This is a genomic window from Clostridium sp., assembly GCF_026168755.1.
Classification (GTDB): Bacteria; Bacillota; Clostridia; order Clostridiales; family Clostridiaceae; genus Clostridium.
On record NZ_JAPFDR010000033.1, the window covers coordinates 1 to 25669 of the forward strand.

Sequence of the window (25669 nt, forward strand, 5' to 3'; positions counted from 1 at the left end):
GTGATTGCGTAGGAGATTGTATCTTTTAGCTTTAAAGCCAGTGATAAAGAAAAATTAATGATATTTTGGAAGGAATATTGTAATTAAGTTTTAGAATTTAATTGTTTTTGGAAGAAAAAGAGCGTTAAGAAGCTGAGGGAACGAAGTGACTTTCGAAGTTTTAGCTCTTTTTCTGGAAAAAACAATATAAATTCTTAACGAAAATTACATAATTCATGGAGATAATATCATTAATTTTCGGCATCACGGCATTCAAGCTCTAACGAACAATTTAGTTATATATACGATTTATTTTTTTGAAGATTATCTCTTTTTTTACTTCTAATGTTTCTCTGTCAATCTCTACTTTAAATATATTAGGACATCCCTCTTCTCTCCACTTTCTCATAAACTTTGCATTTGCTTCTAAAATATAATAATAATTTTCATCGAAATCATCTGAAAACTCTAAATATGTTAATTTACTGTATCTATCTAATTTTATGTTATTCTTATCCAAATTTTTTATAATTGGTAGAAAATATTTTAATGGAATTTCATATTTATATGTTCCTTTTATTTCTCTTCCTTCCATTAAAGCTCTTTTTAGAAATCTATTTTCCTTTTCATCTAACTCTTTAAATCCAAGCTTAAATATTGGTTCATTTGCTCTACTTTTATCTATTTTTATCTTTATCATCTTAATCACCACTTTTGCTTTGACTATATATTATAAAAAGCCACCGTCAACTCTAATAATTTGTCCTGTTAAATACTTGCAATCATCGTTACATAGAAAAATAACTGCTTTTGCAATTTCATTTACATCCCCAAATCTATTCATTGGAATTTCATCAACTAATTGATTTTTTTCTTCATCGCTTAAAAAGCTATTCATTTCTGTATTTATAACACCTGGTGCTATGGAATTTACTCTTATTCCAAAAGGGGCAACCTCTTTAGAAAGTGATTTTGTAAATAAGTTTAATCCACCTTTTGTAGTAGAATATATCACTTCACAAGAAGCTCCTGCTTCACCCCAAATAGATGAAATATTAATTATATTACCGCCTCCTTTTGATATCATATAATTTAGTGCATATTTTGATAAATACATAGGAGCTAGAAGATTAACATTTATAAGACTTTCAAAACTATCATCATTGGCATCTATAAATAATCCAACTTCAGATTTTGCTGCATTATTAATTAATATATCAATTTTCCCAAAAGTATCAATAACTTCTTTTATAATTTCTTGACAGTTATCCTTATTTGCTATATTTTTTTTAATTGCTTTAGCATAACCTCCTAACTCCTCTATCTCAATTAATGTTGAATTAGCCCCTTCATCATCTTTAGAATAATTTATAATAACACTTGCTCCATTTCTTGCAAGCTCTTTTGCTATTGCCTTTCCAATTCCACGTGAAGCACCAGTAACTAGTGCAACTTTTCCTATTAAATCACTCATCATTTTCTCCTCTCTCGCTTTATTTATATTATAATTTAAATTTATTCTTATATCAAAATAATATATTATTTATTTCTTCTTAACCTTTCTTCCTTAGCATATTGTAAATATGCAGAAACTTCTACAGGACCTGCAATAATCTTTCTTGTTACCCAAAGTGATCCAGTATCTTGTGCATCAATTATCCATTCTACTAATTTTATTTTTCCCTTTTCTATTTCTATAGATGTAATAGATGATGGATAAACACAACAACCATCATTAAAATATGGTGGATCATATAAATCTGGAAATCTACTATTATGTGTATGCCCACAAATAATCATTGTACAATTATCTCTAGCCCAATTTTGCAACTTAATATCTACCCTACTTCGCTTTGTTTTACTTTTTGCTGATCTAGTTGGATCTTTAAAACCAGCAACACCATTTAAAAATCGCCATATATATCTTACCAAAAATTCATTTATTCTCCACACTTCATTATTCCAAAAATCTATTTGATGTCCATGAGTAACTAATATCTTTTCTTTAAGAGGCTTATATATTAAATTTATTCCTGAATAATATTCATTATTATTTATAAATCTTATAAATTCATCTCCATAATTTGCCCCTATTTTTCTTAAAGCTTTTTCTTGCCTCTGCTTAAAACCCTTTTGACTTTTAATAAAGTCATGGTTTCCATAAATACAATAAATATTTTTTTTCTTGCTAAATTTATTAAGTATTTTATATATATCATCATAAAAATAAGCTATTTCATTAAAGTTCTTATTTTTCCATAACTCGTCACCATCACCAACTTCTATATAAGTATAATCATTTTTCAAATAGTATTTCAATGCTGTTATATATATATTTCTATTTGGCAAAAGAGAATCTGAATATGTTCCATCACCTCTATGCACATCTGAAATTAATACAATTTTACTTTCATTATCAAATTCTAAATTAAATCCATTTTCATAAATCTTATTTAACTCTTTCCCCGACATACAATCTCCAATTTTTCATATTATATATTTATCCTATGAAAATAATTTGCTATTTGATAATTTCTAATATTTATTTATATATAAAATTTAATATATAGCACAAACTATAATAAGACTATTTTATAAATTAATCTATTAAAATAACCAATGATAAATAAGGAGTAATGAAAATGAGTAACTTATTACAAAAAAAGAAGCGATTTTTCTATAAAATAACTTCATTGATTTTGATTTTATCAACCTTAAACTCTTTAACAGCAACTGCATTAGAGCCTTCCGAAGTTAATATCCAAAGAGAAACTACTAATATTTATATTGATAGCGATGCTAATGATGAATTAAAAGAAAAATTCCAACCTTTAGTAGAAAATATCTTTTTAAATAGAAATTCTGCAATATTAACTAGAGATTGTGAAGGCTTAAAGGCATTTTATGATTTAGATAAAAAAGTCGGAAAATGGGCTTATGAAAATGAAGTTACTAAAACAAAATATTTTACTAATTGGTGTGAAAAACAATGTGTTTCATTTACAAAAATAAACTCTATAATCAAAGTTTCAAAGGTAAAAGAAATTGAAAAAGATTTATATAATGTAATTTGCTATGCTTGCACAAAATTTTGTTATAGCTATGAAGACGAACCTAATATTGAAAACTACTTTAAACTTGGAACTTGCCATTATATAAATCTAAAAAAAGATAATGATAAATATATAATTATAAAAGAATGGTATACGGATCCATTAGCCGATTCTCTAGATCTTAATAATATAGAATGCACTGAAATAAAAAGTACTATCCTTTCTCATAAAAAACCTGATTTTACAATAGATGAAAGAACTCAAAGAGCAATTGACTATGCTCATGAATATTGTGGGATTAGTGATAATGATGAGCATTTATTTAAATATAATAAAGAATATAAAAATTTTAATCCAGATGGTGGTGATTGTGCTAATTTTGCCTCTCAAATTATGTTTGAAGGTGGTGGCTTTAAAAAGAATAGTGTTTGGAATTATTGTAATAAAAGTGCTACAAATGCATGGATTAATGCTCAAGGCTTTAAGAATTATTTAATAAATAGCGGACGGGGTACTTATATAGCAAAAGGGTATTATTGTGATACCTATAAAGATGCATTCAATCTTCGACCTGGGGATATTGTAGCTTATGAAAAGAAAGGAAGAATAACTCACGTTTCTACTGTTACTGGTTTAGATTCTAAAGGTTATCCATTAGTAACTTGTCATAATACCGATAGAATGCTCGTACCTTATGATTTAGGATGGAGTAATAATAACATAAAGTTCCACTTTATAGATGTACATTATTAGAAAAGCGAAGACAAAAGTCTTCGCTTTTTTTAGAAAATATGAAAAGTCAATATTACCATTCCAAACACTATTGAAACTATAGACATTAACTTAATTAATATATTAATAGCAGGTCCTGAAGTATCTTTAAATGGATCACCTACAGTATCACCAACAACAGTACTTTTGTGGCACTCTGAACCTTTACCACCAAAATTACCAGCTTCAATATGTTTTTTAGCATTATCCCACGCTCCACCGGAATTTGACATCATAATAGCTAAAACAAACCCACTTATTGTTGCTCCTGCGAGTAAGCCTGCAACACCATTTGGACCTAAAATTATTCCTACAACTAATGGACTTATAATTGCTATTAATGCAATTACAAGCAATTCTTTTTGTGAAGATTTTGTACAAATATCAACACAAGAAGCATAATCTGGCTCTGCCTTTCCATCCATTAAACCTTTTATTTCTTTAAATTGTCTTCTTACTTCAACAACTATTTTACTAGCAGCTCTTCCAACCGCACTCATAGTACAAGATGAAAATGCAAAAGTAACCATGGCACCAATAAATGCACCAATTAAAACTTGAGGATTTAATATTGATAAATCAAAATTAAATGCTATATTGTTAGTTGTTGCCATTTGTTCAACTGAATTTTTATATGCTGCTATAAATGCTAATGATGTTAATGCAGCTGATCCAATTGCAAATCCCTTTCCAGTTGCAGCTGTTGTATTACCTAATGAATCTAATGCATCAGTTCTCTCTCTTACTTCTGAATGTAATCCTGCCATTTCTGCTATACCGCCAGCATTATCAGCAACTGGTCCATAAGCATCAGTAGCTAAAGTTATACCTAAAGTAGATAACATACCTACTGAAGATATTGCTATACCAAAAAGCCCCATATTAAAATTGTTAAATCCACCTGAAGCAACAAAACTAATTAATATGGAACAACCTATAATAATTACAGGTGCTGCAGTAGATTTCATCCCTACTGATAAACCAGTAATTATTACTGTTGCTGGTCCTGTTTCTGATGACTGAGCAATACTCTTAGTTGGCTTATAATTATCACTAGTGTAATATTCAGTAAAAAATCCAATTAATAATCCAGCAACAAGTCCACATAAAATTGAGAAATAAACTCCAATATTTTCTCTACCTAGAATATTATTTACTACAAAATAAGATGCTATAGCAATAACAATTGCTGAAAAATATGTGCCTCGCCTTAATGCACTTAATAATGATTTTTGTGACACATCTTCTTTAGATTTAACAAAAAAGCTACCAACTATTGAAGCCATTACTCCAATAGAAGCAATCACTATAGGAATTGCAGCACCATTTACTGAAAGACCTGCAGCTACTGCTAATGCACAAGAAGATAAAATTGAGCCTACATATGATTCATAAAGATCTGCACCCATACCAGCAACATCACCCACATTATCACCAACATTATCTGCTATAACAGCTGGATTTCTTGGATCATCTTCTGGAATACCAATTTCAACTTTTCCAACCAAATCTGCACCTACATCAGCTGCTTTAGTAAATATACCACCACCAACTCTTGCAAAAAGAGCCATAGATGATGCACCCATACTAAAGGTAACCATAGTAGTTGTTATTATTGTAATTCTTTCATCTATAGGCATTGCTCCATAATACCAATTTAAAATAAAATACCAAATACTTAAATCTGTTAACGCTAGTCCTACAACAACTAGTCCCATAACTGTTCCACTTGAGAAAGCTACCCTTAAACCACTGTTTAAACTCTTAGTACATGCATTTGCAGTTCTACTATTAGAATTTGTAGCAATTTTCATTCCTAAATATCCGCTTAAACCTGAAAAAATTCCTCCCGTTAAAAAAGCAAATGGCATAAAAATACTTACAAAATTAAATTGAGCTAATATAAATAAAATAATAAACATAATTATAAAAAATATTCCAACACCTTTATATTGGCGCTTTAAAAATGCATTAGCTCCTTTTCTTATGCTTTCCGCAATATACTTCATCCTGTCTGTCCCTTCATCAACTTTAAATATTGTGTAGGTGTAGAACGCAGCAAAAATTAACGCTAAACTTGCTCCTACTGGTGCAAAAACCATTAAGCTCATAATTTCTCTCCCCTTTGTGTTAGATTATTTTTTATATTTTATTACATTAATTCTATTTAGATAATAGAATTAATGTAATAACCATTATTATATGATATTATAATATTAATTTAATGAGTAAATTTTAAATATATCTTCATTTTTAAAATATTAAAAAGCAATATAAAATATACCATTGTAATAAAAATAATATATTCCATATTGCTTATAAAATCTATTTACTTTTAAAATCCTTTTTTCTTAGCCTCGATACCACTTTCATTAAGTGCAGGTTCTTCTATAGTTGTTACATATTTATTTTTAGGATTATTATTTTGAGATTTTGTTCCATTTCTTAGATAATTTTCTTTAGTGTATTCTCTCTTATTCTTCATATTATCTCCTTATTTCCTATATAAAATTAATTAAAATTTAGGATCTATTTCATCTCTTTGTATACGCTTTAAATCCTTTAATCTCAAATGAGTAGTCTCCATTATTTTCTCCCAAGACTCTCCATCAATAATCATTTTTTTTGCTACATCCCTATTTAAAAGTGTATCTAGCTTTTTCATTTTAGACCTCCTTTTATCTTTTGATACTATTATTTTATGGCTTTTTAAAAAACTTATTCGAGTTATTAATTTCAAGAACTTACATTAAATTTATTAAACTTTAAGTAATAAAAAATTTTTTTATTAATATAATGTAACATAATGAAAGGAGCGATAAAAAATGAGTAAACAAAAACGTGGAAAATACATTAAAACACTTGCTAATTGGAGAGGAACTTGTCCTATTTGTGGTAGAAAAAGAGTTAAATTAGTTTGGAGCAAAAAAGACGATAATGGAAATACTATTAATATTTGCAAAAAATGCTCCCTTACGTAAATATAAAAAATATTTGTAATAAAGAAGGTATAGTAAAAAAATTACTATACCTTCTTTATTAACGTGTTCTACTATTTCTTCCTTTTCCACTTCTACTATTTCTAGTATTTTTAGAATCTCTATTTTTCTTTGAATTATTATCTTTTCCTCTATTTATAGAACTTTTATCCATTTGTTTTCCATTTTTTCTTGAAGAGTTTTTACTTCTTGAATTTCCCTTAGACTTTGGTCTAACTAATCCATGTGCTTCTTTATATCTTTGCTCTTTTGATTTTATTAAACACTTAGGTCCATTTCCTATTAAATCTTCTCTTCCAGCTTTCATCAATGCATCATAAACTATGTTATAATTTTTTGGATTACTAAACTGTAAAAGAGCTCTTTGCATAGCTTTCTCTTCTTTGCTCTTAGGAACATATACAGGCTTCATTGTTATTGGATCTAAACCTGTATAGAAAATTGTAGTTGATAATGTACCAGGAGTTGGATAAAAATCCTGTACTTGCTCTGGTTGATATTTTATATCTCTTAAATATTCAGCAAGCTCTATTGCTTCATTCAAGGTACTTCCAGGATGGCTTGACATTAAATATGGAATAATATATTGTTTCTTACCAAGTTTTTCTGTAATTCTAAAGAACTTTTGTCTAAAATCTTCATATGTTCTTCCAGCTGGTTTACCCATATGCTTTAATACTTTTTCAGACACATGCTCAGGTGCAACTTTTAATTGTCCACTTACATGGTGCTCTACTAACTCTTTAAAGAATGTATCATCCTTATCAGCCATTACATAATCATATCTTATACCTGAACGTACAAATACCTTTTTTATTTTAGGTAAGCTTCTTACACTTCTCAATACATCTATAAACTCTTTATGATCTACTTCCATGTTTTTGCATACACCAGGACTTAGACATTGTTTAGTCTTACATGCTCCTATTGTCAATTGATGTTTACATGCAGGTTTCCTAAAGTTTGCTGTAGGCCCACCAACATCATGAATATACCCTTTGAAATCCTTCATTTCTGTCATTTCTTTTGCTTCTTTAACTATAGATTCTTTGCTTCTACTTTGAACTGCTCTACCTTGATGGAATGTTATTGCACAGAAAGAACAGTTACCAAAGCAACCTCTTGATCCTACTATACTAAACTTAACCTCTTCTAACGCTGGAATTCCTCCCATTGCTTCATAACTTGGATGATATTCCTTTGTAAATGGTAAATCATAAACTGCATCTAATTCTTCCCTATTTAAAATTACTTCTGGTTTATTTACTACTAAGAATTTATCCCCTTGATCTTGAACTATAGTTCTTCCCCTCATAGGATCTTGTTCCTGATATGTAATCTTAAATGCTTCACAATATTTAATTTTATCAGTAGAAACTTCTTTATATGATGGAATAACTATATGTTCTTCATAAATTTCATCTAAACTATCTGCTAAATAGCATGTACCTGGTACGTGTCTTATATATTTAGCATCAAATCCTTCATTTAAATAATGAGCAACTTCTACTATCTGTTTTTCACTCATTCCATATATTAAAAGATCAGCTCCACTATCAGTTAATATTGATTTTCTAACCTTATCTGCCCAATAATCATAATGTGCAAATCTTCTAAGGCTAGCTTCAACTCCACCAATACAAATATTAATATTTTTATATGCCTCTCTAATCTTATTACAATATACTATAGTAGCCCTATCTGGTCTAAGTCCCATTTTCCCACCTGGAGAATATAAATCTTTTTCTCTTACTCTTTTACTTACAGTATAATGATTAACCATAGAGTCCATATTTCCTGCATTAACTAAAAAAGCTAATCTAGGTCTTCCAAGTTTCATAAAATCATTTGTACTATGCCAATCAGGTTGAGCTATAATACCAACTTTGTATCCAGCATGCTCCAATACTCTAGATATTACTGCAGTACCGAAACTATGATGATCAACATATGCGTCCCCTGTTACAATTATGAAGTCGCATTGTTCCCAACCTCTCTCTTCCATATCTGCTTTACTTATAGGTAAAAATTTATTGTTCATTTAATCACATCTTTCATCTTTTCTTTACGCATCTATTTAAAATACCTTTTCTTATAATTCGACATATATTAATATACCATCTAATTTTATTCTTGTTAATACTTCACATGAAATTACTATAATATTTATTTATAAATTAATTATTTTCTAAAAAAATATGGCTCTAATTAATTATTGAAAAATTCTTCACTATATTTATCTATTGATTCTAACACACATTCCATTAAAAGTTTTTGATACTTAGGATCTGACAACATTCTATCTTCATTATAATTACTCATAAACCCCATTTCTAATATAACAACTGGCACCCTAGACCAATTAAATCCAGTTATATCACTTCTCTCAAAAATTCCATTAACCTTTACATTATTATTTTGTAAAGTTTTCTTTAATATTTCTGCATACTTATTACTTTCACAATAAATATTTTTTGTATATTGTGAATTTTTTGCTGGCACTAAAATAGTAGCTCCAGTTTTTCCTGAATCATTAATACTATCACAATGAATTCTAATTGTAATATTTGCATTTTCATTATTAGCAATTTCTGCTCTTTCCGCATTACTAATATTAACATCAGCAGTTTCTCTAGTCATAATTACATTATAATTTTTTTGTACTAGTAAATCTTTCAATATCATTGCTGCTTCTAGATTTACAACATGCTCAGCCTTTTTTGTAGCAATTCCAGCTGTTCCTGATGATACTCTTGGTTTCTTATTGCCTGAACCTGGAGCAACTGGTTCCCCTTTTTCATCACCTTTCCCTTGATGTCCTGGATCTATACACACAGTAAAACTTTTATTTTTAATTTCAAATTTCTCATCTTCTTCATGAATACTTGCTGAAATTGGGGTAATTAAGTTTAACATAACTAATATGCTAACAAATACTAATAATAATTTTCTAATCATTTTTTCCTCCATTTTTTCTAATAATAATTTTAAAAACTACTACATATTACATACTTATTGTTTTTCCAATATTTTTACATTTTATTCTCTTTATTTAGACTTTTCTAATCATAAAATTAAACCCATTATATTTATTAAAATTATTTCTGATATTAAATGAAAAATGGTGATAAGTTAAAAATATTTTATATAATTAACTTATCACCATTTGTTCTATTTTATTATTAACTCAACAGGACAATGATCTGACCCTAAGATCTCAGTATGTATTTTAGCACTTTCTAATCTATCTTCTAAAGCTTTAGAAACTACAAAGTAATCTATTCTCCATCCAGCATTATTCTTTCTTGCATTAAATCTATATGACCACCAAGAATATATATCTTTTAAATCTGGATAAAAATATCTAAAGGTATCTATGAATCCACTTGATAATAGAGTAGAAAATTTTTCTCTTTCTTCGTCAGTAAATCCAGCATTTTTTCTATTTGTTTTTGGATTCTTTAAATCAATTTCTTTATGTGCAACATTTAAATCTCCACAAACTATTACAGGTTTACTTTCTTCTAATGATTTTAAATAATCCCTAAAATCATCTTCCCATTTCATTCTATAATCTAATCTTGCAAGTTCATTTTGTGAATTAGGTGTATAAACTGTAATCATAAAGAAATCTTCAAATTCTAATGTAATTACTCTACCTTCTTTATCATGCCCCTCAATACCTAATCCATATCTAACTGATAAAGGCTCTTTCTTTGTAAATATAGCAGTACCACTATATCCTTTCTTTTCAGCATAATTCCAATACTGATTATATCCTTCAAGGTCAAGATTTATTTGTCCTTCTTGAAGCTTACTTTCTTGTATGCAAAAAATATCTGCATCAACTTCTTTAAAGAAGTCTAAAAAGCCTTTCTGTACACAAGCCCTTATTCCATTTACATTCCATGATATTAATTTCATCCTTATCCTCCTGTATCTATCACATTAGGTAAAAGCTAAAAAGTAAGAGGAAAAGTTGATAATTAACCTCTTACTTTTTATATCTTACCTCTTAGTTCTTAACTATATAAAGGGTATTTAGCACAAAGTGATTTTACTCTTTCTCTTAATAATTCTAAATCTGAATTTCTATTTTCTATAGCATCGTTTATTATGCTTGCTACTTCTTTCATTGCATCAACATCAAACCCTCTTGTTGTAACAGCTGCAGTACCTATTCTTATTCCTGATGTAACAAAAGGACTTCTTTTTTCATTTGGAACTGTATTCTTATTAACAGTAATACCAATAGAATCTAGAAGGTTTTCTGCTTCTTTTCCTGTAATATCTTTATTAGTTAAATCTACAAGAATTAAATGATTATCTGTTCCATTAGAAACTAATTTAAATCCATACTTAACTAACTCCTCACCTAAGACCTTACAATTTAAAACTACATTTTTCATATAAGTTTTAAAAGTAGGCTCTAATGCTTCCTTAAAGCATACTGCTTTAGCTGCAATTATATGCATAAGTGGGCCACCTTGCATTCCTGGGAATATATTCTTATCTAATGCTTTAGCATATTTTTCTTTGCAAAGAATTAATCCACCTCTTGGTCCTCTTAAAGTTTTATGAGTTGTTGAAGTTACAAAATCAGCATATGGAACTGGTGATGGATGTTCCCCAGCTGCTACTAATCCTGCTATATGTGCCATATCTACCATGAAATATGCTCCAACTTCATCACAAATTTCTTTAAATTTCTCAAAATCTATAATTCTTGAGTATGCACTAGCTCCAGCTACAATTAACTTTGGTTTATGTTTTAATGCAAGTTCTCTTACATTCTCATAATTAATTGTTTCAGTTTCACTATCAACTCCATAAGAAACAAAATTAAATAATTTTCCTGAAAAGTTTACTGGTGAACCATGAGTTAAATGACCACCATGACTTAGGTCCATTCCAAGCACTGTATCACCTGGTTCTAATATAGTAAAGTACACAGCCATATTTGCTTGTGATCCTGAATGTGGTTGTACATTAACATGCTCAGCTCCAAAAAGCTCTTTTGCTCTATTTCTTGCTATTTCTTCAACCTCATCAACTATTTCACAGCCCCCATAGTAACGTTTGCTAGGATAACCTTCAGCATACTTATTAGTTAAATGAGATCCCATAGCTTCCATTACTGCTTCTGATGCAAAGTTCTCTGATGCAATAAGTTCTATCCCTTCTCTTTGTCTTTTTAACTCTTTCTCCATTAATTCACAAATTTCTTTGTCTTCATTCTTTAAATTTACAAACTTCATTTAATCACCCCAATTATCTTTTTATAAAATTATATATATAAATAATAATTAATTCAACTACTTTTTAAATTATAAATATACATTTTTATAATCTCTTATGGTATAATACATAAAAAATTTAAAAAATATAGGAGTTTTGTGTTATGAATGAAATACTTCAAGTTGCAATGCTTGCTGGACAAATGATTTTAGAAAATGGTGGCGAAACTTATAGAGTAGAAGAAACTATTTGGCGTATTTGTAAAATATATGGTGCTGAAGAAGCTGAAAGCTTTGCTACTCCAACAGGAATTATGGCTTCAATTTGTCATGAAGGTAAAATATACTCCTTAACACGTCGTGTTTCTAATAGAACTGTTAATTTAGATAAAATTGATAAAGTAAATGATTTGTCTAGAAGTATATTATCAAAAAAACTATCTGTTAATGATTTAAGGCAAGAATTAATTAAAATTAATAAGGAAAATATTTATCCTCTTCCTGTTATTATAATATTCTCTGCTTTAGGAGCAGGTTCATTTTCAGTTTTATTTGGTGGAACCCTTAAAGATGTTTTTTCTGCATTCCTTATTGGTTTGGTAATTAAATTTCTAACTATAAAATGGTCTGAAATAGGTATAAACTCATTCTTTATAAATAGTATATGTAGTGGAATTGCAGCATTTTTAGCAATAATTTTTTATAAATTTGGTATTGCAAGTCAAGTTAATCAAACTATTATAGGTGCTATAATGTTATTAGTTCCTGGTTTAGCTATTACCAATGCCATTAGAGATACAATTTCAGGAGATTTACTATCTGGTGTAATAAGAGCTGCTGAAGCTTTTTTAGTCGCTATATCTATTGCTGTAGGTACTGGTGCAGTACTAAGTTTCTGGATATCAAACTTTGGAGGAATTTAAAATGATTATTTGGGTTACATTCGTATCTTTTTTTGCAACACTTGGATTTTGTATTGCTTTTAATATACGTGGTAAAAAAATCTTTTTTGCTGCTCTTGGTGGTGCTATAAGTTGGTTCTTTTATTCACTCCCATTACAAATGGGTTTATCAGAAATTTCTTCACTATTTATTTCATCTATAATTTTCAGTATATATAGTGAAGTTCTTGCAAGAATTTTTAAGACACCTGTTACTACATTTGTTGTTTGTGCTCTAATTCCATTAGTACCTGGTAGTGGTATGTACTATACTATGCTTGAAGCAATTTCAGGTAATATATCTAAATCATTAGAACTAGGATTAAATACACTAGCAAGCGCTGGAACATTAGCTTTAGGAGTTTTATTTGTTTCAACACTTACAAGATTACTTCTTAGTGCTAAACGAAAAAAAGAAATGAAAAAATTTGCTCAAAAATAACATAAAAATAATCTCAACATAAACAGTTGAGATTATTTTCATATATTATTTTATATTCTACTTTTTACCTCTTAATTTTTTATACAATTTAGCATTTTCAATTAAATCTCTTAAATCTTCTGCCATTTCCATTATAACACTATTCTTCATCTTCATTTTACGCATTTTTCTATTCATTTTTTTCATCATTTTGTTTTTCATAGTGACTCCTCCTTAGTAAATATGTATAGAGTACTTACATTATTATTTTAATCAAATTAAGATTTTTTATCCTGTTAAATATTATTACAATTACAAATGACATATATAATATACATAAAAAAGCCAGCTTATGCTGGCTTTTTCAAAAAATTAATTATTCTTTATCTTCAGGTTTTATTATTAAACCTAATTCATCAATTTGTTTTTGATCTACAACGTTTGGTGCTTCACTTAAATAGCAATAAGCATTTTGATTTTTAGGGAATGCTATAACATCTTTTATATTTTCAGTTCCAGCTAAGAACATTATCATTCTATCAAGCCCAAATGCTAATCCTCCATGTGGTGGTGGACCAAATTTAAATGCATCTATTAAGAATCCAAATCTTTCATAAGCTGACTCTTCAGTAAAGCCTAAAGCTTTAAACATTCTTGTTTGAAGTGCAGAATCATGTATTCTTATAGATCCTCCACCTAATTCTTCACCATTTAATACTAAGTCATATGCCTTAGATCTTACAGCTCCTGGATTAGATTCAAGCATATCTAAATCCTCATCCATTGGCGATGTAAATGGATGATGAGCAGCATGGTATCTATCTTCTTCTTCATTGTATTCAAATAATGGGAATTCAGTAATCCATGTAAAATTAAACTCATTTTTATCTTTAATTAAATCAAATTGCTTAGCAAGTTCTAATCTTAATGCACCTAAACTTTGGAATACTACAGAGTTTTTATCTGCAACAATAAGTATTGCATCACCAGTTTCAGCTCCCATAGTCTTAATTATATTTTCAGTAACATCATCAGTTAAGAATTTAGCAATTGAAGACTTAACTCCATCTTCTTTAAGTTGAATCCAAGCAAGACCTTTTGCTTTATATCCCTTAACAAAGTTAACTAACTTATCAAGAGGCTTTCTTCCTAAATCAGCTCCACCTTTTAAGCATAATGCTCTAACGCTTCCACCTATTTCTAAAGCTGACTTAAATACTACAAAATCCATATCTTTAACACAGTCAGTAATATCAGTAATTTCCATACCAAATCTTAAATCTGGCTTATCTGAACCGTATTTTTCCATAGCTTCTTTAAATGGCATTCTCTTAATTGGAAGTTTAACTTCATGACCTAAAACTTCTTTAAATACATGAGCAATTAATCCCTCATTTAATGCCATAACATCATCTTGCTCAACAAAACTCATTTCTAAGTCAATTTGAGTAAATTCTGGTTGTCTATTAGCTCTTAAATCTTCATCTCTGAAACATTTAGCAACTTGATAATATTTATCAAATCCTGATACCATTAATAATTGCTTAAATATTTGAGGTGATTGTGGAAGTGCATAGAACATTCCTGGATAATTTCTTGATGGAACTAAGTAATCTCTAGCACCTTCTGGAGTACTCTTATTTAATATTGGAGTTTCTACTTCTAAGAATCCATTATTATCAAGGTAATCTCTAACAGCTTTTGTAGCTCTATTTCTAATCATAAAGATTTTTTGCATATCTGGTCTTCTAAGATCTAAATATCTATATTTTAATCTTATATTTTCAGCAGCATCTAATCCTTCTTTAATGTATATTGGTGGAGTTTCTGATTCTGATAAAACCTTTATGCTTTCACATTTTAATTCTACCATTCCAGTTTCCATACTAGTATTTGGAGCTTCTCTTAAAACAACTTCTCCAGTAACAGCTATACAATATTCTGGTCTTACTGCTTTAGCTTTTTCAAAGCTTTCTGCATTAATCTCTTCACCAAAAACTATTTGCATAATCCCAGTTCTATCTCTAAGGTCTATAAATTGAAGACCTCCAAGCTTTCTATTTCTTTGAACCCATCCCATAAGAGTTATTTTTTCTCCTACGTTTACTTCTCTTGGTTCACCACACATCATGGTTCTTTTTAATCCATTTAAAGCCTCACCCATAGTGTATTCTTTCCTCCTAACTATTTAATAGCCTTAGCTATTTCTTGTATATTATCTAAACTCACCTCAAATTGTTCTCCATCGCTCATTCTCTTAAGCTTTATTGATTTATTTTGAAGTTCGTCATCACCTAAAATTGTTGTAAATGTAGCCCCAATTTTATTAGCATATTTCATCTCTGCCTTTACACTTCTTCCCATATGATTTACTTCTGTTTTCACACCAGCTTCTCTTAACTTATTAGCTAAAGTAAATGCTTCAAATTTTGCATTATCCCCTCTAGCACCTATATATAAATCAAAAAGATTTTCATTTGGAATTTCTATACCTTCTTTTTCTAATATCATGATAAGTCTTTCAATACCCATACCAAAACCAACTGCTGGCATTTCTGGTCCACCTAATTGCTCTATAAGCTTATCATATCTTCCACCACCACAAACAGTAAATTCATCATTTAAGATTTCAAATATTGTTTTAGTATAATAATCTAAACCTCTTACTATTCCTGGATCAACTGTAAATGGAATATTTAATGCAGTTAAATACTTTTTAACTGAGTCAAAGTGAGTATCACACTCTTCACACATATAATCAAGTATTATCGGTGCATTTTTAGTAACTTCCTTACACTTTCTTTCCTTACAATCTAAAATTCTCATTGGATTTTTTTCAAATCTTGATTGACATAATGGACATAAATTATCATAATTTTCTTTTAAATAATTCTTTAATGCCTCATTATAATTAGGTCTACATTTAGGACATCCTAAATTATTTATATTTAAACTTAAGCTTTGTAAACCTAAAGTTTTTAAAACTTGCATTGCTAATGCGATAACTTCTGCATCCATAGATGGCTCTTTTGATCCATATACTTCTGTTCCAAATTGATGGAATTGTCTAAATCTACCCTTTTGAACATTTTCATATCTAAAGCATGGAGTTATATAATAAAGTTTTGTTGGTTGTGCTTCATTAAATAATCTGCTTTCTATAAAAGCTCTTCCAGCCCCAGCTGTCCCTTCTGGCTTTAAAGTAATACTTCTATTTCCTTTGTCATTGAAAGTGTACATTTCCTTTTGAACTATATCAGTTGTATCACCAACACCTCTTGCAAATAATTCAGTATGCTCAAACATAGGAGTCCTAATTTCTCGCATCCCATAATATTTTGCTACATCTCTAAATGTTTGCTCAACAAAATGCCATTTATACGCATCCTGTGGTAGCATATCCTTCGTTCCTTTTGGAGCTTGCATTTCCATTTAATTATTCCTCCTCATTTAAGTAAAGGGTATCTAATAATTTTTTCTTTCCCTCTACCATTTCCTCTATTCTATTACAATATTCTCTAACATCCTTAATATTTGCAAATCTCTCTATTCTGCCTTCCTCTAAGAAAACAACTTTAGAAACAGCATCTGCACCTAAAGCAATAATAGTTTGCTTATCTTCTATCATTTGAATATTATAAATACATTCTGCACCTTTTCTAGAATAACCTAAGTTCTCCATGTTTCCAACCATATTTTTTTGACGATACATATAATATGGATATAATTCCAACTCTTTAGCTAAAATTCTACTCTCTTCATACATATCAGCTAACTCAGCTTGCTTCTTAACCTGAATCCCTTTTTTAAGAATAAAGTTTTCATAAAGAATTGAAGCTCTTTTTAAAGATAATCCATGGACAGTCAAACTATCTGGCTGTAATTTTAATATTTCTTCTTTTGTATGGATAACTTCTTTTATCCCTTCTCCCGGAAGTCCTATAATCATATCCATGTTTATATCATTAAAGCCCATACTTCTTGCTAAATTAAACTTTTCTATTACATCATTAGAATTATGCCCTCTTCCTATGATTTTTAATGTTTCATCATTCATAGTTTGAGGATTTATACTAATTCTTGTTACATTAAACTTTTTCATAGTTTCAAGTTTTTCTTTTGTAATACTATCTGGTCTTCCACATTCTACCGTAAATTCCTTTATATCTTTACCTTTAACAAAGGCATCATAAGCTTCTTTCATAACAAGCTCAAACTCTTCATTATTTACTGCTGTAGGTGTACCTCCACCAAAATATACAGTTTCGATATTTAAACTTCTTTCATCAACATATTTTTTCATTTCTTTGATTTCATATATTAATGCTTCTAAATATGGATTTACTAACTTCTTATTTCCGGCTATTGGATTAGCAGCAAAAGAACAATAAAAGCATCTTGTAGGACAAAAAGCCATGCCTATATAGATAGCTATATTTTTAGAATTATTATTTACAAAGCTTACTTCCCTCTTTGCAATTTCTATGCAAAGTTTAGCTTTTTCCTCCGATGCTAAATGTTTTTTCTCAAATATTTCTATGATTTCTTCTTCTGTTTTTCCTTCTTCTAAATACTTGAGTGCAATTTTAGATGGTCTAATACCAACTAAAATTCCCCACGGATATTCTTCTTGTGTAATATCTTTTAATGAAGAAAATACTAGTCTCTTAATGTCTTCTTTAATATTTTCAGATATTTCAATTTTCTTATAATAATCACCATTAATAAATTCTACTTTATTATCTAAAATATTAACAATATAATCTCCATCATCTAAAAATTTAATTTCATCTAATGGAAAATAAATATTAAACATTTGATATACGTCATATCTATACTTCATGTCGTTTAATTTAATTTTTATTTCCATGATTTCTCCTTTTATTAAAAAATCTCAAATTCCTCTTGCAAGAATGGATTTCTTAGTTTTTCATATCCAATACTTGATGATTCCATATGACCTGGGTATACCTTTATATCCTCGTCTAAGATCATTAATTTTGTCTTTATGGAATTTATTAATTCATTAAAATCTCCACCTATAAAGTCACTTCTACCTACTGATCCTTTAAATAGAGTATCTCCAGTAAATATAGCATCTTTATATAAATAACACATTCCCCCTTTAGTATGTCCTGGAGTATGAATGCATTTTATAATATCATCACCAAATGGCAAAGTATCACCATCTTTTATAATATTATATTCTTTTGGAAGATTTCCAAAAACAGTTTTATCTGTTTTCATAAAATTCACTTCATTTTCATTCATATATACAGGCGCTTTAAATCTTTCTACCACTTCATTTAAAGCATCTACATGATCAAAATGCCCATGAGTTAGTAAGATATATTTAATATTACATCCTAACTCTTCAATATTTTTAATTAATAAGTCACCATTTCCTCCTGGATCTACAATACAAGCATCTTTTGATTTTTCATCTACTAAAACATAAATATTTTCTTCATAAATACCTATAGGATATGTTTTTATTATCATAAATTCACCTCATTTACTATTTCTATTTAAAAATTTCTACTGCTATCTAAAAGTATTGTAACAGGCCCATCATTTTTAATATCAACTTTCATATCTGCACCAAAGATTCCTGTTTCAATTTTTAATCCTGTTTCCTTCATCATTTCAACAAATTTATCATAAAACTTCTTAGCTTCTTCTCCGCCTAAAGCATTCATAAAGTTAGGTCTTCTTCCTTTTCTTGCATCTCCATATAGAGTAAATTGTGATATTAATAATAATTCTCCTTTAATATCTAATAAAGATAAATTCATTTTATCATTTTCATCACTAAATACTCTAAGATTGATTATTTTATCTTTAATATACTTCATATCTTCATCTGTATCATCTTTTGAGATACCTAAAAGTACATTAAATCCTTTATTTATTTCACCTACAATAACGCCTTCAACTTCAACACTAGAATATGTTACTCTTTGTATTACTGCTCTCATTTATACCATCCTCCAAGAGAAACTCCAAATTTTAATTTTGTAAGCTAAACTTACTTTTTAGCATTAAGACACAAGGAGTTTCCTTTAATTGTTCATTCTATAAACATCCATAACACCAATCAATTTTCTTATTTTCCTCATCAACTCTTTTAATTGTTCTATTGTGTCTATTTTAACCTTTATATTTACATATGCTAAATTATTTTTAGCACTTTTTGCATTTAATGCATTAAGAGGTAACTTACTTTCCATTATAACATTCATTATATCAGAAAGCACACCTGGTATATCTTCCGTTTTAACTTGAATCTCTGCCATATAAGCCACACCTTTTGCAGTTCCCCAAGCTACATCAACAACCTTTTGTGCATCTTCTTCAATTAAGTTTTGTAAATTGCTACAATCTCTTCTATGAATAGATACTCCACGACCTTTTGTTATATAGCCTAAAATATCATCACCTGGCACTGGGTTACAACACTTTGCAAATCTAACCATTAAGTTATTTTCACCTTTAACTGTGACTCCATAATTATTTTCTTTTTTTCTTTTTTCAGCCTTTAAAATACTTTCTTCAATAGCTTTATTTAAGCTTTCTTCTTTAGCCTTTTCATCTTTAGCTAAACTTTCTTCTTTTAATTTAAAAATAAATGAAGATGCTACGATAGCTCCAAGACCTACTAAAGCATATAAATCATCCATACAATTTATATTATATCTTTTTATAAACTTATCATAACTTTCACCCTTAGCAATATCTGCATAGTGAACTCCTTGTTTCTTTAGTTCCCTTTCAAAAACTTCTTTTCCTTTTGTAATATTTTCTTCTTTTTTAGCCTTCTTAAACCACGCTCTTATTTTGCTTTTGGCTTGATTACTTTTAGCAATATTAAGCCAATCCATATTAGGTCCTTTAGAACTATTAGAAGTCAAAATTTCTACTATTTGGCCTGTTTTAAGTTGATAATCAAGTGGAACTATTTTCCCGTTAACTTTAGCTCCAACACATTTATTACCAATATCAGTATGTATTCTATAAGCAAAATCTATAGGTGTTGCACCATTTGGTAAATCTATAACTACACCTTTAGGAGTAAATAAGAAAATTTCATCTGTGAAAAGATTTATTTTAAAACCTTCCATAAATTCCTCTGCATCAGATGTTTCCTTTTGCCATTCAAGCATATCTCTAAGCCATACTAGCTTATTTTCAAAACTCTTTTCCTTACTATCTGAAGCATCACCTTCTTTATATTTCCAGTGTGCAGCTATACCATATTCTGCTGTTTTATGCATTTCAAATGTTCTTATTTGGATTTCAAATGTTTTACCTTGAGGTCCTATAACTGTTGTATGTAACGATTGATACATATTTGGCTTTGGCATTGCAATATAATCTTTAAATCTACCTGGTATTGGCTTATATATAGTATGAACTATCCCTAATACTTCATAACAATCTTTTACAGAATTAACAAGTATTCTTATAGCAGTTAAGTCAAATATTTGCTCTATGCTCTTATTTTTAGTAACCATTTTTCTATAAATGCTATAAAAATGCTTAGGACGACCATCTATATCTGAATCTATGCCTGCTTCTTCAAGCTTTCCATATAAATCTTCAATTGTTTTTGCAATATATGTTTCTCTCTCTACTCTTTTTTCAGCTATTTGATTCACCAAATCATAATATTCTTCTTCATGTAAATATCTAAAACATAAATCTTCTAGTTCCCATTTTACCTTTGAAATACCTAGCCTATGTGCAATAGGTGCATATATATCTAAGGTTTCTTTAGAAATTCTTTTTTGCTTTTCCTTAGGCATATATTTTAATGTTCTCATATTATGTAATCTATCTGATAATTTAATTATAATTACTCTTATATCATTAGCCATAGCTAACAACATTTTCCTAAAATTATCTGCTTGCTGCTCTTCTTTGGACTTATATTCCATTTTAGTAATTTTAGTAACTCCACTAACTAAATTGGCTACTTCTTCAGTAAAAATCTCTTTAATATCCTCGTATGTATAGTCCGTATCCTCTATAACATCATGGAGTAATCCTGCAACTATGGTACTTGTATCCATACCTAATTCAGCTAAAATTACAGCTACATCAATAGGGTGAATTATATAAGGTTCTCCAGATTCTCTTTTTTGTTCCTTATGAGCTTCAAAAGCTAAATTAAATGCTTTATTTACAACATCTAAATCAACATTTGTGCAATTTTCCTTTATTTTTTGTATCAATACATCAACCATTCAAATCCTCCCTTTAAGAATTTTAAATATTGTACTTTTTTTGTAATAAAAATTAAAATCAATGGCTGGTTAATTCAACCAGCCACCTTTACACTAATTATATATTAAAATTTAAGGTATTTCAATAAATTAAATATCGTATTGCACAAGCGATATTACTTCATATCCCTTTAATTTATCTCTTCCTTTTAATTCAGTTAATTCAATTGCAAAATCTAAAGCAACAACCTCTCCACCTGCAGCTTCTACAAGTCTAGTTACAGCTTCAATAGTTCCTCCTGTAGCAAGTAAATCATCAACTATAGCTACTCTTTGCCCTTTCTTAATCGCATCCTTATGAATTTCTAATACATCTGTACCGTATTCTAACTCATAATTAACTGATACTGTTTCAAAAGGTAGTTTTCCTTTTTTTCTAACTGGTACAAATCCAACTCCTAAAGCATATGCAACAGGTACTCCAAAAATAAATCCTCTTGCTTCAGGTCCTAATATAACATCCACATTTTTATCTTTAAGATGTTCAGCTATTGCATCTATTGAATATTTAAAAGCTTCTCCATCTGCTACTAATGTAGTAATATCTTTAAAACTAATTCCCTTCTTTGGAAAATCTTCCACTATTCTTATACTTTTTTTTAGATCCATAACAAATCCTCCATATAAACTTATTCTTGTATTGATTATATCTAAATTTTTATGTAATAATATTATACATTCTCTTTAGACTTATTTAAATACTTTGTTATTTGTTCTGCTCTTTCTTTTCTATTTGTTATTAAAAACTCAATTATAATTCTAGCGTTGTCTGTCATAGTCACAACATTAATCGTTGGAGTAATAACATCTATTATTTTATCAACACTATCCTCATTTATATTAATCATGCTATAAGCATCCATAATAGATCTTAATCCATGATTGTTTGTATTAATTAAAAACCTCATACCTTCTTTTATAAAAACACTATTCTCACCTTTTTTAGGGGATTTAGCCCATTTTTCACCTATTAATATTAGGTCTAGATACTTGTTTATACTTTTAACATTGTAATAAATTGCAATTGCTTGCATTAACTTAAATGTTAATCCACTTACTGATAAATTCTTATATCTATATTGACATCCCTTTTGATTAGGGTTTATGTATATGTACTCATAATCATAATTTACGTCTCTATTCTCTATAACTATCAAATCTATCCCAAGACTTTTACAAAGCTTTTCTTCTTCCTTTGACTTTAAATCTATCCCTAAAGCTATAAGCACTTCTCCACCTAAAAATTGAACATTGTTTATTATATCTTTAGATGAAATTTTAGATTTACTTGAAGAATCATCATGGACTACGTATTCAATATCGGCATTTAAATATTTCAAAACCAGTATAAGGGATGAAATAGCACATAATCCATCTACATTTGGTATCCCATAAACAACAATTTTCTTTCTATTATTAATTGCTGATACCATACGTTCTATTGCTTTATTCATATCTTTAAGTATAAAGGGATTATATCCAGTTATGTAATTAGGACTATATATACTTTCCCAAAACTTACGCATGACAAACTCCTCCACAATAATAAGAAAACAGTTATATTATAATAGATAAATCGATATAATACAAATGTTTTCTGCATTTGATAGCAAATTATCTTGTAAAATCTTTTATTTTTAGAATAGTGTGCACTTATTTTATCTTTTTTTGTATATTATATCTAAAAAAGAAGTAGCAATTCCTTACTACTTCTTTAATCTTATATAATATTAAGCTGTTTTTACTTTTTTATTTTTTGCTTTTCTATTTTGTAATAACACCCAAATTGGAGATGCTATGAAAATTGAAGAATAAGCTCCACCAGCAACACCTATTAATAATGGGAATGAGAACTCTCTCACTGTTGGTACAAATATATTAACCGCCCCAATTATTACTAAAGTAGTTAATGAAGTATTTATAGATCTAGATAAAGTCTTATTAATACTTACATTTGCTATTTCAGTTGGAGTACTTCTTCTCATGCTATGACGGTTTTCTCTTATTCTATCAAAAATAACAATAGTATCATTAATTGAATATCCTAGAATTGTTAACATAGCGGCTATAAATGAAATATTTACAGGTATATTAAAAATTGCATAAACTGATAAAGTTATTAAACCATCATGTAATAAAGCAATTATAGCAGCTAAACCAAAATTAAACTCAAATCTTATTGCTATATAAATAAGCATTGCCACACAAGCAACTGCAACAGAAAGAAATGCATTTCTTGTTAACTCTTTTCCTACTGATGGCCCTATTTGACTTTGAGAAACTAAAGCTGAATCCTCTAATGAATATTTTTCCTTTAATGCATTAAATAATTCTGCTGTCTTAGTCTCATCCAAATCTTTTGATTTAATTTCATATTGAGTAGTTTCTATAGTTTTTGTTACTGCATCTGATGCATATTCTTTTACTATTTCATCAGCTTCTACCTTATCAAAGCTATCTCCAAAATCAACAACAACTTTAGTACCACCTTTAAAATCAATACCAAAATTTAATCCTCTAGTTGCCATTAAAACTACACCAACTAATATAATTGCTAGGGATATTGAAAACCAAATCTTTGTCTTTTCTATTATCTTAAACATCTTCTACCCCCTCTTTACTCTAAACTGCCAATTAGATTTTAACATTCCCATATCAACAGCCCATCTCATCAATGTTTTAGTAACAACTACAGCTGTAAACATACTTACTACTATACCTATTATTAATGTTACAGCAAATCCTTTAACGCTTCCTGTACCCATAAAATAAAGTACAAGTGCAGCTATAGCAGTAGTTATATTCGAATCAATTATTGAAGATAAAGCATTACTAAACCCTTTATCTACAGCTGATTTTACAGACATTCCATTTTTCAGTTCTTCTCTAATTCTTTCAAATATAAGTATATTAGCATCAACTGCCATACCAACAGTTAAAAGAAATGCAGCAATACCTGGAAGGGTTAATGCAACATCAGACTCAACAAACGCTAGTAAAACTAAGCATACATATAATGTTAAGGCTATACTTGCAATAACTCCTGGTACTCTATAATAAATAATCATAAATACAAATATAATTGCTATTCCTATAACTCCAGCTTTTACGGCATTTGGAAGTGCCTCAGCTCCTAATTGAGCTCCAACATTCTCTATTTGTGCAGCTTTAACTGTCACAGGTAGTGCCCCTGCATTAATTAAACCAGCTAAATTCTTAGCTTCATCTAAACTACCGCTACCTTCTATAATAGCATTACCATCAGTTATAACAGCATTTACTGTTGGACTTGATATTTCTTCATCATCCATATAGATTGAAATTGTTTTATTAAGATTTGCTTGAGTTGCTTCTGCAAACTTTTTAGTACCTTCATCTGTTAGCTTTAATGATACTACTGGTTCATTGTTAGTGCTATTAATAACTACACTTGCCTCATCAACATCTGAACCGTTTAAAACTTCATTTCCATCTGCATCTTTAAATGTTAAATTACCAGTTTTAGATAAACTATCAACTAAATCCTTAGAGTCATATTCACCTGGAATCTCAACTCTAACTCTTCTGTCTCCTTCTATTGTTACTGAAGTTTCAGCAACACCTAACTTATTAACTCTTAAATCAATAAGTTGTCTTGTTTTTTCTAAATCAGCTTTTGTTACATTCTCATCTTGTATCTCCATTAACACAGAAACCCCACCTTGTAAGTCAAGCCCCTTAGTAATAGCTTTATTGAATGACTTAAATTCCCATCCTGCTATTTCAACACCCATCCCACCAGCATAGGCGAATGTAACTATAACAACTAATGTTAGAATAAATAGTATAGCACTTCTAACTTTTGTTCGTCCTTTTTTCATGGTTTTCCCCCTTCTGTACTTTTATCTCACAATAATTATATTATGTATACTTTCCAATATCAAGTAAGATTAATATTTTCTCTATTTTTTTACATTTATTTTTCACATATTATTCAGCTTTTA

General features: G+C 29.0%; 25 protein-coding genes. 4 read left to right on the top strand and 21 right to left on the bottom strand.

Annotation, left to right across the window (positions count from 1 at the left end; translation table 11 throughout):
- Positions 1-271 precede the first annotated feature (271 nt).
- The 3 genes from Q0Y03_RS11195 to Q0Y03_RS11205 form a co-directional block, all read right to left on the bottom strand.
- The gene (locus Q0Y03_RS11195; RefSeq protein WP_297713913.1) at positions 272-679 is read right to left on the bottom strand and encodes a hypothetical protein; all 408 of its coding nucleotides are present in this window, start codon (positions 677-679) and stop codon (positions 272-274) included.
- A gap of 30 nt (positions 680-709) precedes the next feature.
- Positions 710-1453, bottom strand: coding sequence for an SDR family oxidoreductase (locus tag Q0Y03_RS11200; RefSeq protein WP_297713914.1), 744 nt, complete (start codon positions 1451-1453; stop codon positions 710-712).
- Between the two features lie 65 nt (positions 1454-1518).
- Positions 1519-2451, bottom strand: a complete 933-nt coding sequence (locus tag Q0Y03_RS11205) for a metallophosphoesterase (RefSeq protein WP_297713915.1) — start codon at positions 2449-2451, stop codon at positions 1519-1521.
- A 170-nt stretch (positions 2452-2621) separates the two neighbouring features.
- On the opposite strand from Q0Y03_RS11205, the gene Q0Y03_RS11210 reads away from it, so the two are divergent.
- Positions 2622-3785, top strand: a complete 1164-nt coding sequence (locus Q0Y03_RS11210; RefSeq protein WP_297713916.1) for an amidase domain-containing protein — start codon at positions 2622-2624, stop codon at positions 3783-3785.
- 29 nt (positions 3786-3814) lie between these two features.
- Here Q0Y03_RS11210 and Q0Y03_RS11215 read toward each other — a convergent pair whose 3' ends face one another.
- From Q0Y03_RS11215 to Q0Y03_RS11225, 3 genes are all read right to left on the bottom strand, one after another.
- Positions 3815-5914, bottom strand: coding sequence for a sodium-translocating pyrophosphatase (locus tag Q0Y03_RS11215; RefSeq protein WP_297713917.1), 2100 nt, complete (start codon positions 5912-5914; stop codon positions 3815-3817).
- A 224-nt stretch (positions 5915-6138) separates the two neighbouring features.
- Positions 6139-6288: a hypothetical protein gene (locus Q0Y03_RS11220; protein ID WP_166484851.1), complete on the bottom strand. Its 150-nt coding sequence runs from the start codon at positions 6286-6288 to the stop codon at positions 6139-6141.
- A gap of 30 nt (positions 6289-6318) precedes the next feature.
- Positions 6319-6468, bottom strand: coding sequence for a hypothetical protein (locus Q0Y03_RS11225; RefSeq protein ID WP_297713918.1), 150 nt, complete (start codon positions 6466-6468; stop codon positions 6319-6321).
- A gap of 160 nt (positions 6469-6628) precedes the next feature.
- On the opposite strand from Q0Y03_RS11225, the gene Q0Y03_RS11230 reads away from it, so the two are divergent.
- On the top strand, positions 6629-6784 hold the full coding sequence (locus Q0Y03_RS11230; protein WP_297713919.1) for a hypothetical protein: 156 nt from the start codon (positions 6629-6631) through the stop codon (positions 6782-6784).
- Positions 6785-6842: 58 nt separating this feature from the next.
- On the opposite strand, the gene Q0Y03_RS11235 is transcribed toward Q0Y03_RS11230, so the two are convergent.
- From Q0Y03_RS11235 to glyA, 4 genes are all read right to left on the bottom strand, one after another.
- On the bottom strand, positions 6843-8843 hold the full coding sequence (locus Q0Y03_RS11235; protein WP_297713920.1) for a YgiQ family radical SAM protein: 2001 nt from the start codon (positions 8841-8843) through the stop codon (positions 6843-6845).
- Between the two features lie 167 nt (positions 8844-9010).
- Complete coding sequence (locus Q0Y03_RS11240) at positions 9011-9760, bottom strand: N-acetylmuramoyl-L-alanine amidase (protein ID WP_297713921.1); 750 nt, start codon at positions 9758-9760, stop codon at positions 9011-9013.
- A gap of 213 nt (positions 9761-9973) precedes the next feature.
- Positions 9974-10726, bottom strand: coding sequence for an exodeoxyribonuclease III (locus Q0Y03_RS11245; RefSeq protein ID WP_297713922.1), 753 nt, complete (start codon positions 10724-10726; stop codon positions 9974-9976).
- Positions 10727-10824: 98 nt separating this feature from the next.
- Positions 10825-12060 carry a serine hydroxymethyltransferase gene (gene glyA, locus Q0Y03_RS11250; RefSeq protein ID WP_297713923.1) on the bottom strand — a complete coding sequence of 412 codons (1236 nt, stop codon included), beginning with the start codon at positions 12058-12060 and terminating at the stop codon, positions 10825-10827.
- Between the two features lie 143 nt (positions 12061-12203).
- On the opposite strand from glyA, the gene Q0Y03_RS11255 reads away from it, so the two are divergent.
- Positions 12204-12962 (top strand): threonine/serine exporter family protein, encoded by a 759-nt coding sequence (locus Q0Y03_RS11255; RefSeq protein ID WP_294140977.1) that lies wholly within the window; start codon positions 12204-12206, stop codon positions 12960-12962.
- 1 nt (position 12963) lies between these two features.
- On the top strand, positions 12964-13422 hold the full coding sequence (locus Q0Y03_RS11260) for a threonine/serine exporter family protein (protein WP_294140976.1): 459 nt from the start codon (positions 12964-12966) through the stop codon (positions 13420-13422).
- Positions 13423-13479: 57 nt separating this feature from the next.
- Here Q0Y03_RS11260 and Q0Y03_RS11265 read toward each other — a convergent pair whose 3' ends face one another.
- The 11 genes from Q0Y03_RS11265 to secD form a co-directional block, all read right to left on the bottom strand.
- Positions 13480-13623 (bottom strand): hypothetical protein, encoded by a 144-nt coding sequence (locus Q0Y03_RS11265; RefSeq protein WP_294140975.1) that lies wholly within the window; start codon positions 13621-13623, stop codon positions 13480-13482.
- A gap of 154 nt (positions 13624-13777) precedes the next feature.
- Positions 13778-15565, bottom strand: a complete 1788-nt coding sequence (gene aspS / locus Q0Y03_RS11270; RefSeq protein ID WP_297713924.1) for an aspartate--tRNA ligase — start codon at positions 15563-15565, stop codon at positions 13778-13780.
- 20 nt (positions 15566-15585) lie between these two features.
- A complete protein-coding gene (gene hisS / locus Q0Y03_RS11275; RefSeq protein ID WP_297713925.1) occupies positions 15586-16833 on the bottom strand; it encodes a histidine--tRNA ligase in 1248 nt (415 codons plus the stop codon).
- A 4-nt stretch (positions 16834-16837) separates the two neighbouring features.
- Positions 16838-18271 (bottom strand): coproporphyrinogen III oxidase, encoded by a 1434-nt coding sequence (locus tag Q0Y03_RS11280; protein ID WP_297713926.1) that lies wholly within the window; start codon positions 18269-18271, stop codon positions 16838-16840.
- Between the two features lie 14 nt (positions 18272-18285).
- Positions 18286-18903 (bottom strand): MBL fold metallo-hydrolase, encoded by a 618-nt coding sequence (locus tag Q0Y03_RS11285; protein WP_297713927.1) that lies wholly within the window; start codon positions 18901-18903, stop codon positions 18286-18288.
- A 26-nt stretch (positions 18904-18929) separates the two neighbouring features.
- Entirely contained in the window at positions 18930-19379 is a 450-nt protein-coding gene (gene dtd / locus Q0Y03_RS11290; protein WP_297713928.1) for a D-aminoacyl-tRNA deacylase, read from the bottom strand.
- Positions 19380-19463: 84 nt separating this feature from the next.
- Positions 19464-21647 (bottom strand): bifunctional (p)ppGpp synthetase/guanosine-3',5'-bis(diphosphate) 3'-pyrophosphohydrolase, encoded by a 2184-nt coding sequence (locus Q0Y03_RS11295; protein WP_297713929.1) that lies wholly within the window; start codon positions 21645-21647, stop codon positions 19464-19466.
- Between the two features lie 129 nt (positions 21648-21776).
- Positions 21777-22295: an adenine phosphoribosyltransferase gene (locus tag Q0Y03_RS11300; protein ID WP_297713930.1), complete on the bottom strand. Its 519-nt coding sequence runs from the start codon at positions 22293-22295 to the stop codon at positions 21777-21779.
- A 62-nt stretch (positions 22296-22357) separates the two neighbouring features.
- Entirely contained in the window at positions 22358-23212 is an 855-nt protein-coding gene (locus tag Q0Y03_RS11305) for a DHH family phosphoesterase (RefSeq protein WP_297713931.1), read from the bottom strand.
- 204 nt (positions 23213-23416) lie between these two features.
- Positions 23417-24289, bottom strand: a complete 873-nt coding sequence (gene secF / locus Q0Y03_RS11310; RefSeq protein ID WP_297713932.1) for a protein translocase subunit SecF — start codon at positions 24287-24289, stop codon at positions 23417-23419.
- 3 nt (positions 24290-24292) lie between these two features.
- On the bottom strand, positions 24293-25546 hold the full coding sequence (gene secD, locus Q0Y03_RS11315) for a protein translocase subunit SecD (RefSeq protein WP_297713933.1): 1254 nt from the start codon (positions 25544-25546) through the stop codon (positions 24293-24295).
- Positions 25547-25669: the final 123 nt, after the last annotated feature.

Excerpts from the sequence above, each read along its gene's own strand:
- Q0Y03_RS11195 (WP_297713913.1), bottom strand. The coding sequence starts at position 679 with ATGATAAAGATAAAAATAGATAAAAGTAGAGCAAATGAACCAATATTT.
- Q0Y03_RS11200 (WP_297713914.1), bottom strand. The coding sequence starts at position 1,453 with ATGAGTGATTTAATAGGAAAAGTTGCACTAGTTACTGGTGCTTCACGT.
- Q0Y03_RS11205 (WP_297713915.1), bottom strand. The coding sequence starts at position 2,451 with ATGTCGGGGAAAGAGTTAAATAAGATTTATGAAAATGGATTTAATTTA.
- Q0Y03_RS11210 (WP_297713916.1), top strand. The coding sequence starts at position 2,622 with ATGAGTAACTTATTACAAAAAAAGAAGCGATTTTTCTATAAAATAACT.
- Q0Y03_RS11215 (WP_297713917.1), bottom strand. The coding sequence starts at position 5,914 with ATGAGCTTAATGGTTTTTGCACCAGTAGGAGCAAGTTTAGCGTTAATT.
- Q0Y03_RS11220 (WP_166484851.1), bottom strand. The coding sequence starts at position 6,288 with ATGAAGAATAAGAGAGAATACACTAAAGAAAATTATCTAAGAAATGGA.
- Q0Y03_RS11225 (WP_297713918.1), bottom strand. The coding sequence starts at position 6,468 with ATGAAAAAGCTAGATACACTTTTAAATAGGGATGTAGCAAAAAAAATG.
- Q0Y03_RS11230 (WP_297713919.1), top strand. The coding sequence starts at position 6,629 with ATGAGTAAACAAAAACGTGGAAAATACATTAAAACACTTGCTAATTGG.
- Q0Y03_RS11235 (WP_297713920.1), bottom strand. The coding sequence starts at position 8,843 with ATGAACAATAAATTTTTACCTATAAGTAAAGCAGATATGGAAGAGAGA.
- Q0Y03_RS11240 (WP_297713921.1), bottom strand. The coding sequence starts at position 9,760 with ATGATTAGAAAATTATTATTAGTATTTGTTAGCATATTAGTTATGTTA.
- Q0Y03_RS11245 (WP_297713922.1), bottom strand. The coding sequence starts at position 10,726 with ATGAAATTAATATCATGGAATGTAAATGGAATAAGGGCTTGTGTACAG.
- glyA (WP_297713923.1), bottom strand. The coding sequence starts at position 12,060 with ATGAAGTTTGTAAATTTAAAGAATGAAGACAAAGAAATTTGTGAATTA.
- Q0Y03_RS11255 (WP_294140977.1), top strand. The coding sequence starts at position 12,204 with ATGAATGAAATACTTCAAGTTGCAATGCTTGCTGGACAAATGATTTTA.
- Q0Y03_RS11260 (WP_294140976.1), top strand. The coding sequence starts at position 12,964 with ATGATTATTTGGGTTACATTCGTATCTTTTTTTGCAACACTTGGATTT.
- Q0Y03_RS11265 (WP_294140975.1), bottom strand. The coding sequence starts at position 13,623 with ATGAAAAACAAAATGATGAAAAAAATGAATAGAAAAATGCGTAAAATG.
- aspS (WP_297713924.1), bottom strand. The coding sequence starts at position 15,565 with ATGGGTGAGGCTTTAAATGGATTAAAAAGAACCATGATGTGTGGTGAA.
- hisS (WP_297713925.1), bottom strand. The coding sequence starts at position 16,833 with ATGGAAATGCAAGCTCCAAAAGGAACGAAGGATATGCTACCACAGGAT.
- Q0Y03_RS11280 (WP_297713926.1), bottom strand. The coding sequence starts at position 18,271 with ATGGAAATAAAAATTAAATTAAACGACATGAAGTATAGATATGACGTA.
- Q0Y03_RS11285 (WP_297713927.1), bottom strand. The coding sequence starts at position 18,903 with ATGATAATAAAAACATATCCTATAGGTATTTATGAAGAAAATATTTAT.
- dtd (WP_297713928.1), bottom strand. The coding sequence starts at position 19,379 with ATGAGAGCAGTAATACAAAGAGTAACATATTCTAGTGTTGAAGTTGAA.
- Q0Y03_RS11295 (WP_297713929.1), bottom strand. The coding sequence starts at position 21,647 with ATGGTTGATGTATTGATACAAAAAATAAAGGAAAATTGCACAAATGTT.
- Q0Y03_RS11300 (WP_297713930.1), bottom strand. The coding sequence starts at position 22,295 with ATGGATCTAAAAAAAAGTATAAGAATAGTGGAAGATTTTCCAAAGAAG.
- Q0Y03_RS11305 (WP_297713931.1), bottom strand. The coding sequence starts at position 23,212 with ATGCGTAAGTTTTGGGAAAGTATATATAGTCCTAATTACATAACTGGA.
- secF (WP_297713932.1), bottom strand. The coding sequence starts at position 24,289 with ATGTTTAAGATAATAGAAAAGACAAAGATTTGGTTTTCAATATCCCTA.
- secD (WP_297713933.1), bottom strand. The coding sequence starts at position 25,546 with ATGAAAAAAGGACGAACAAAAGTTAGAAGTGCTATACTATTTATTCTA.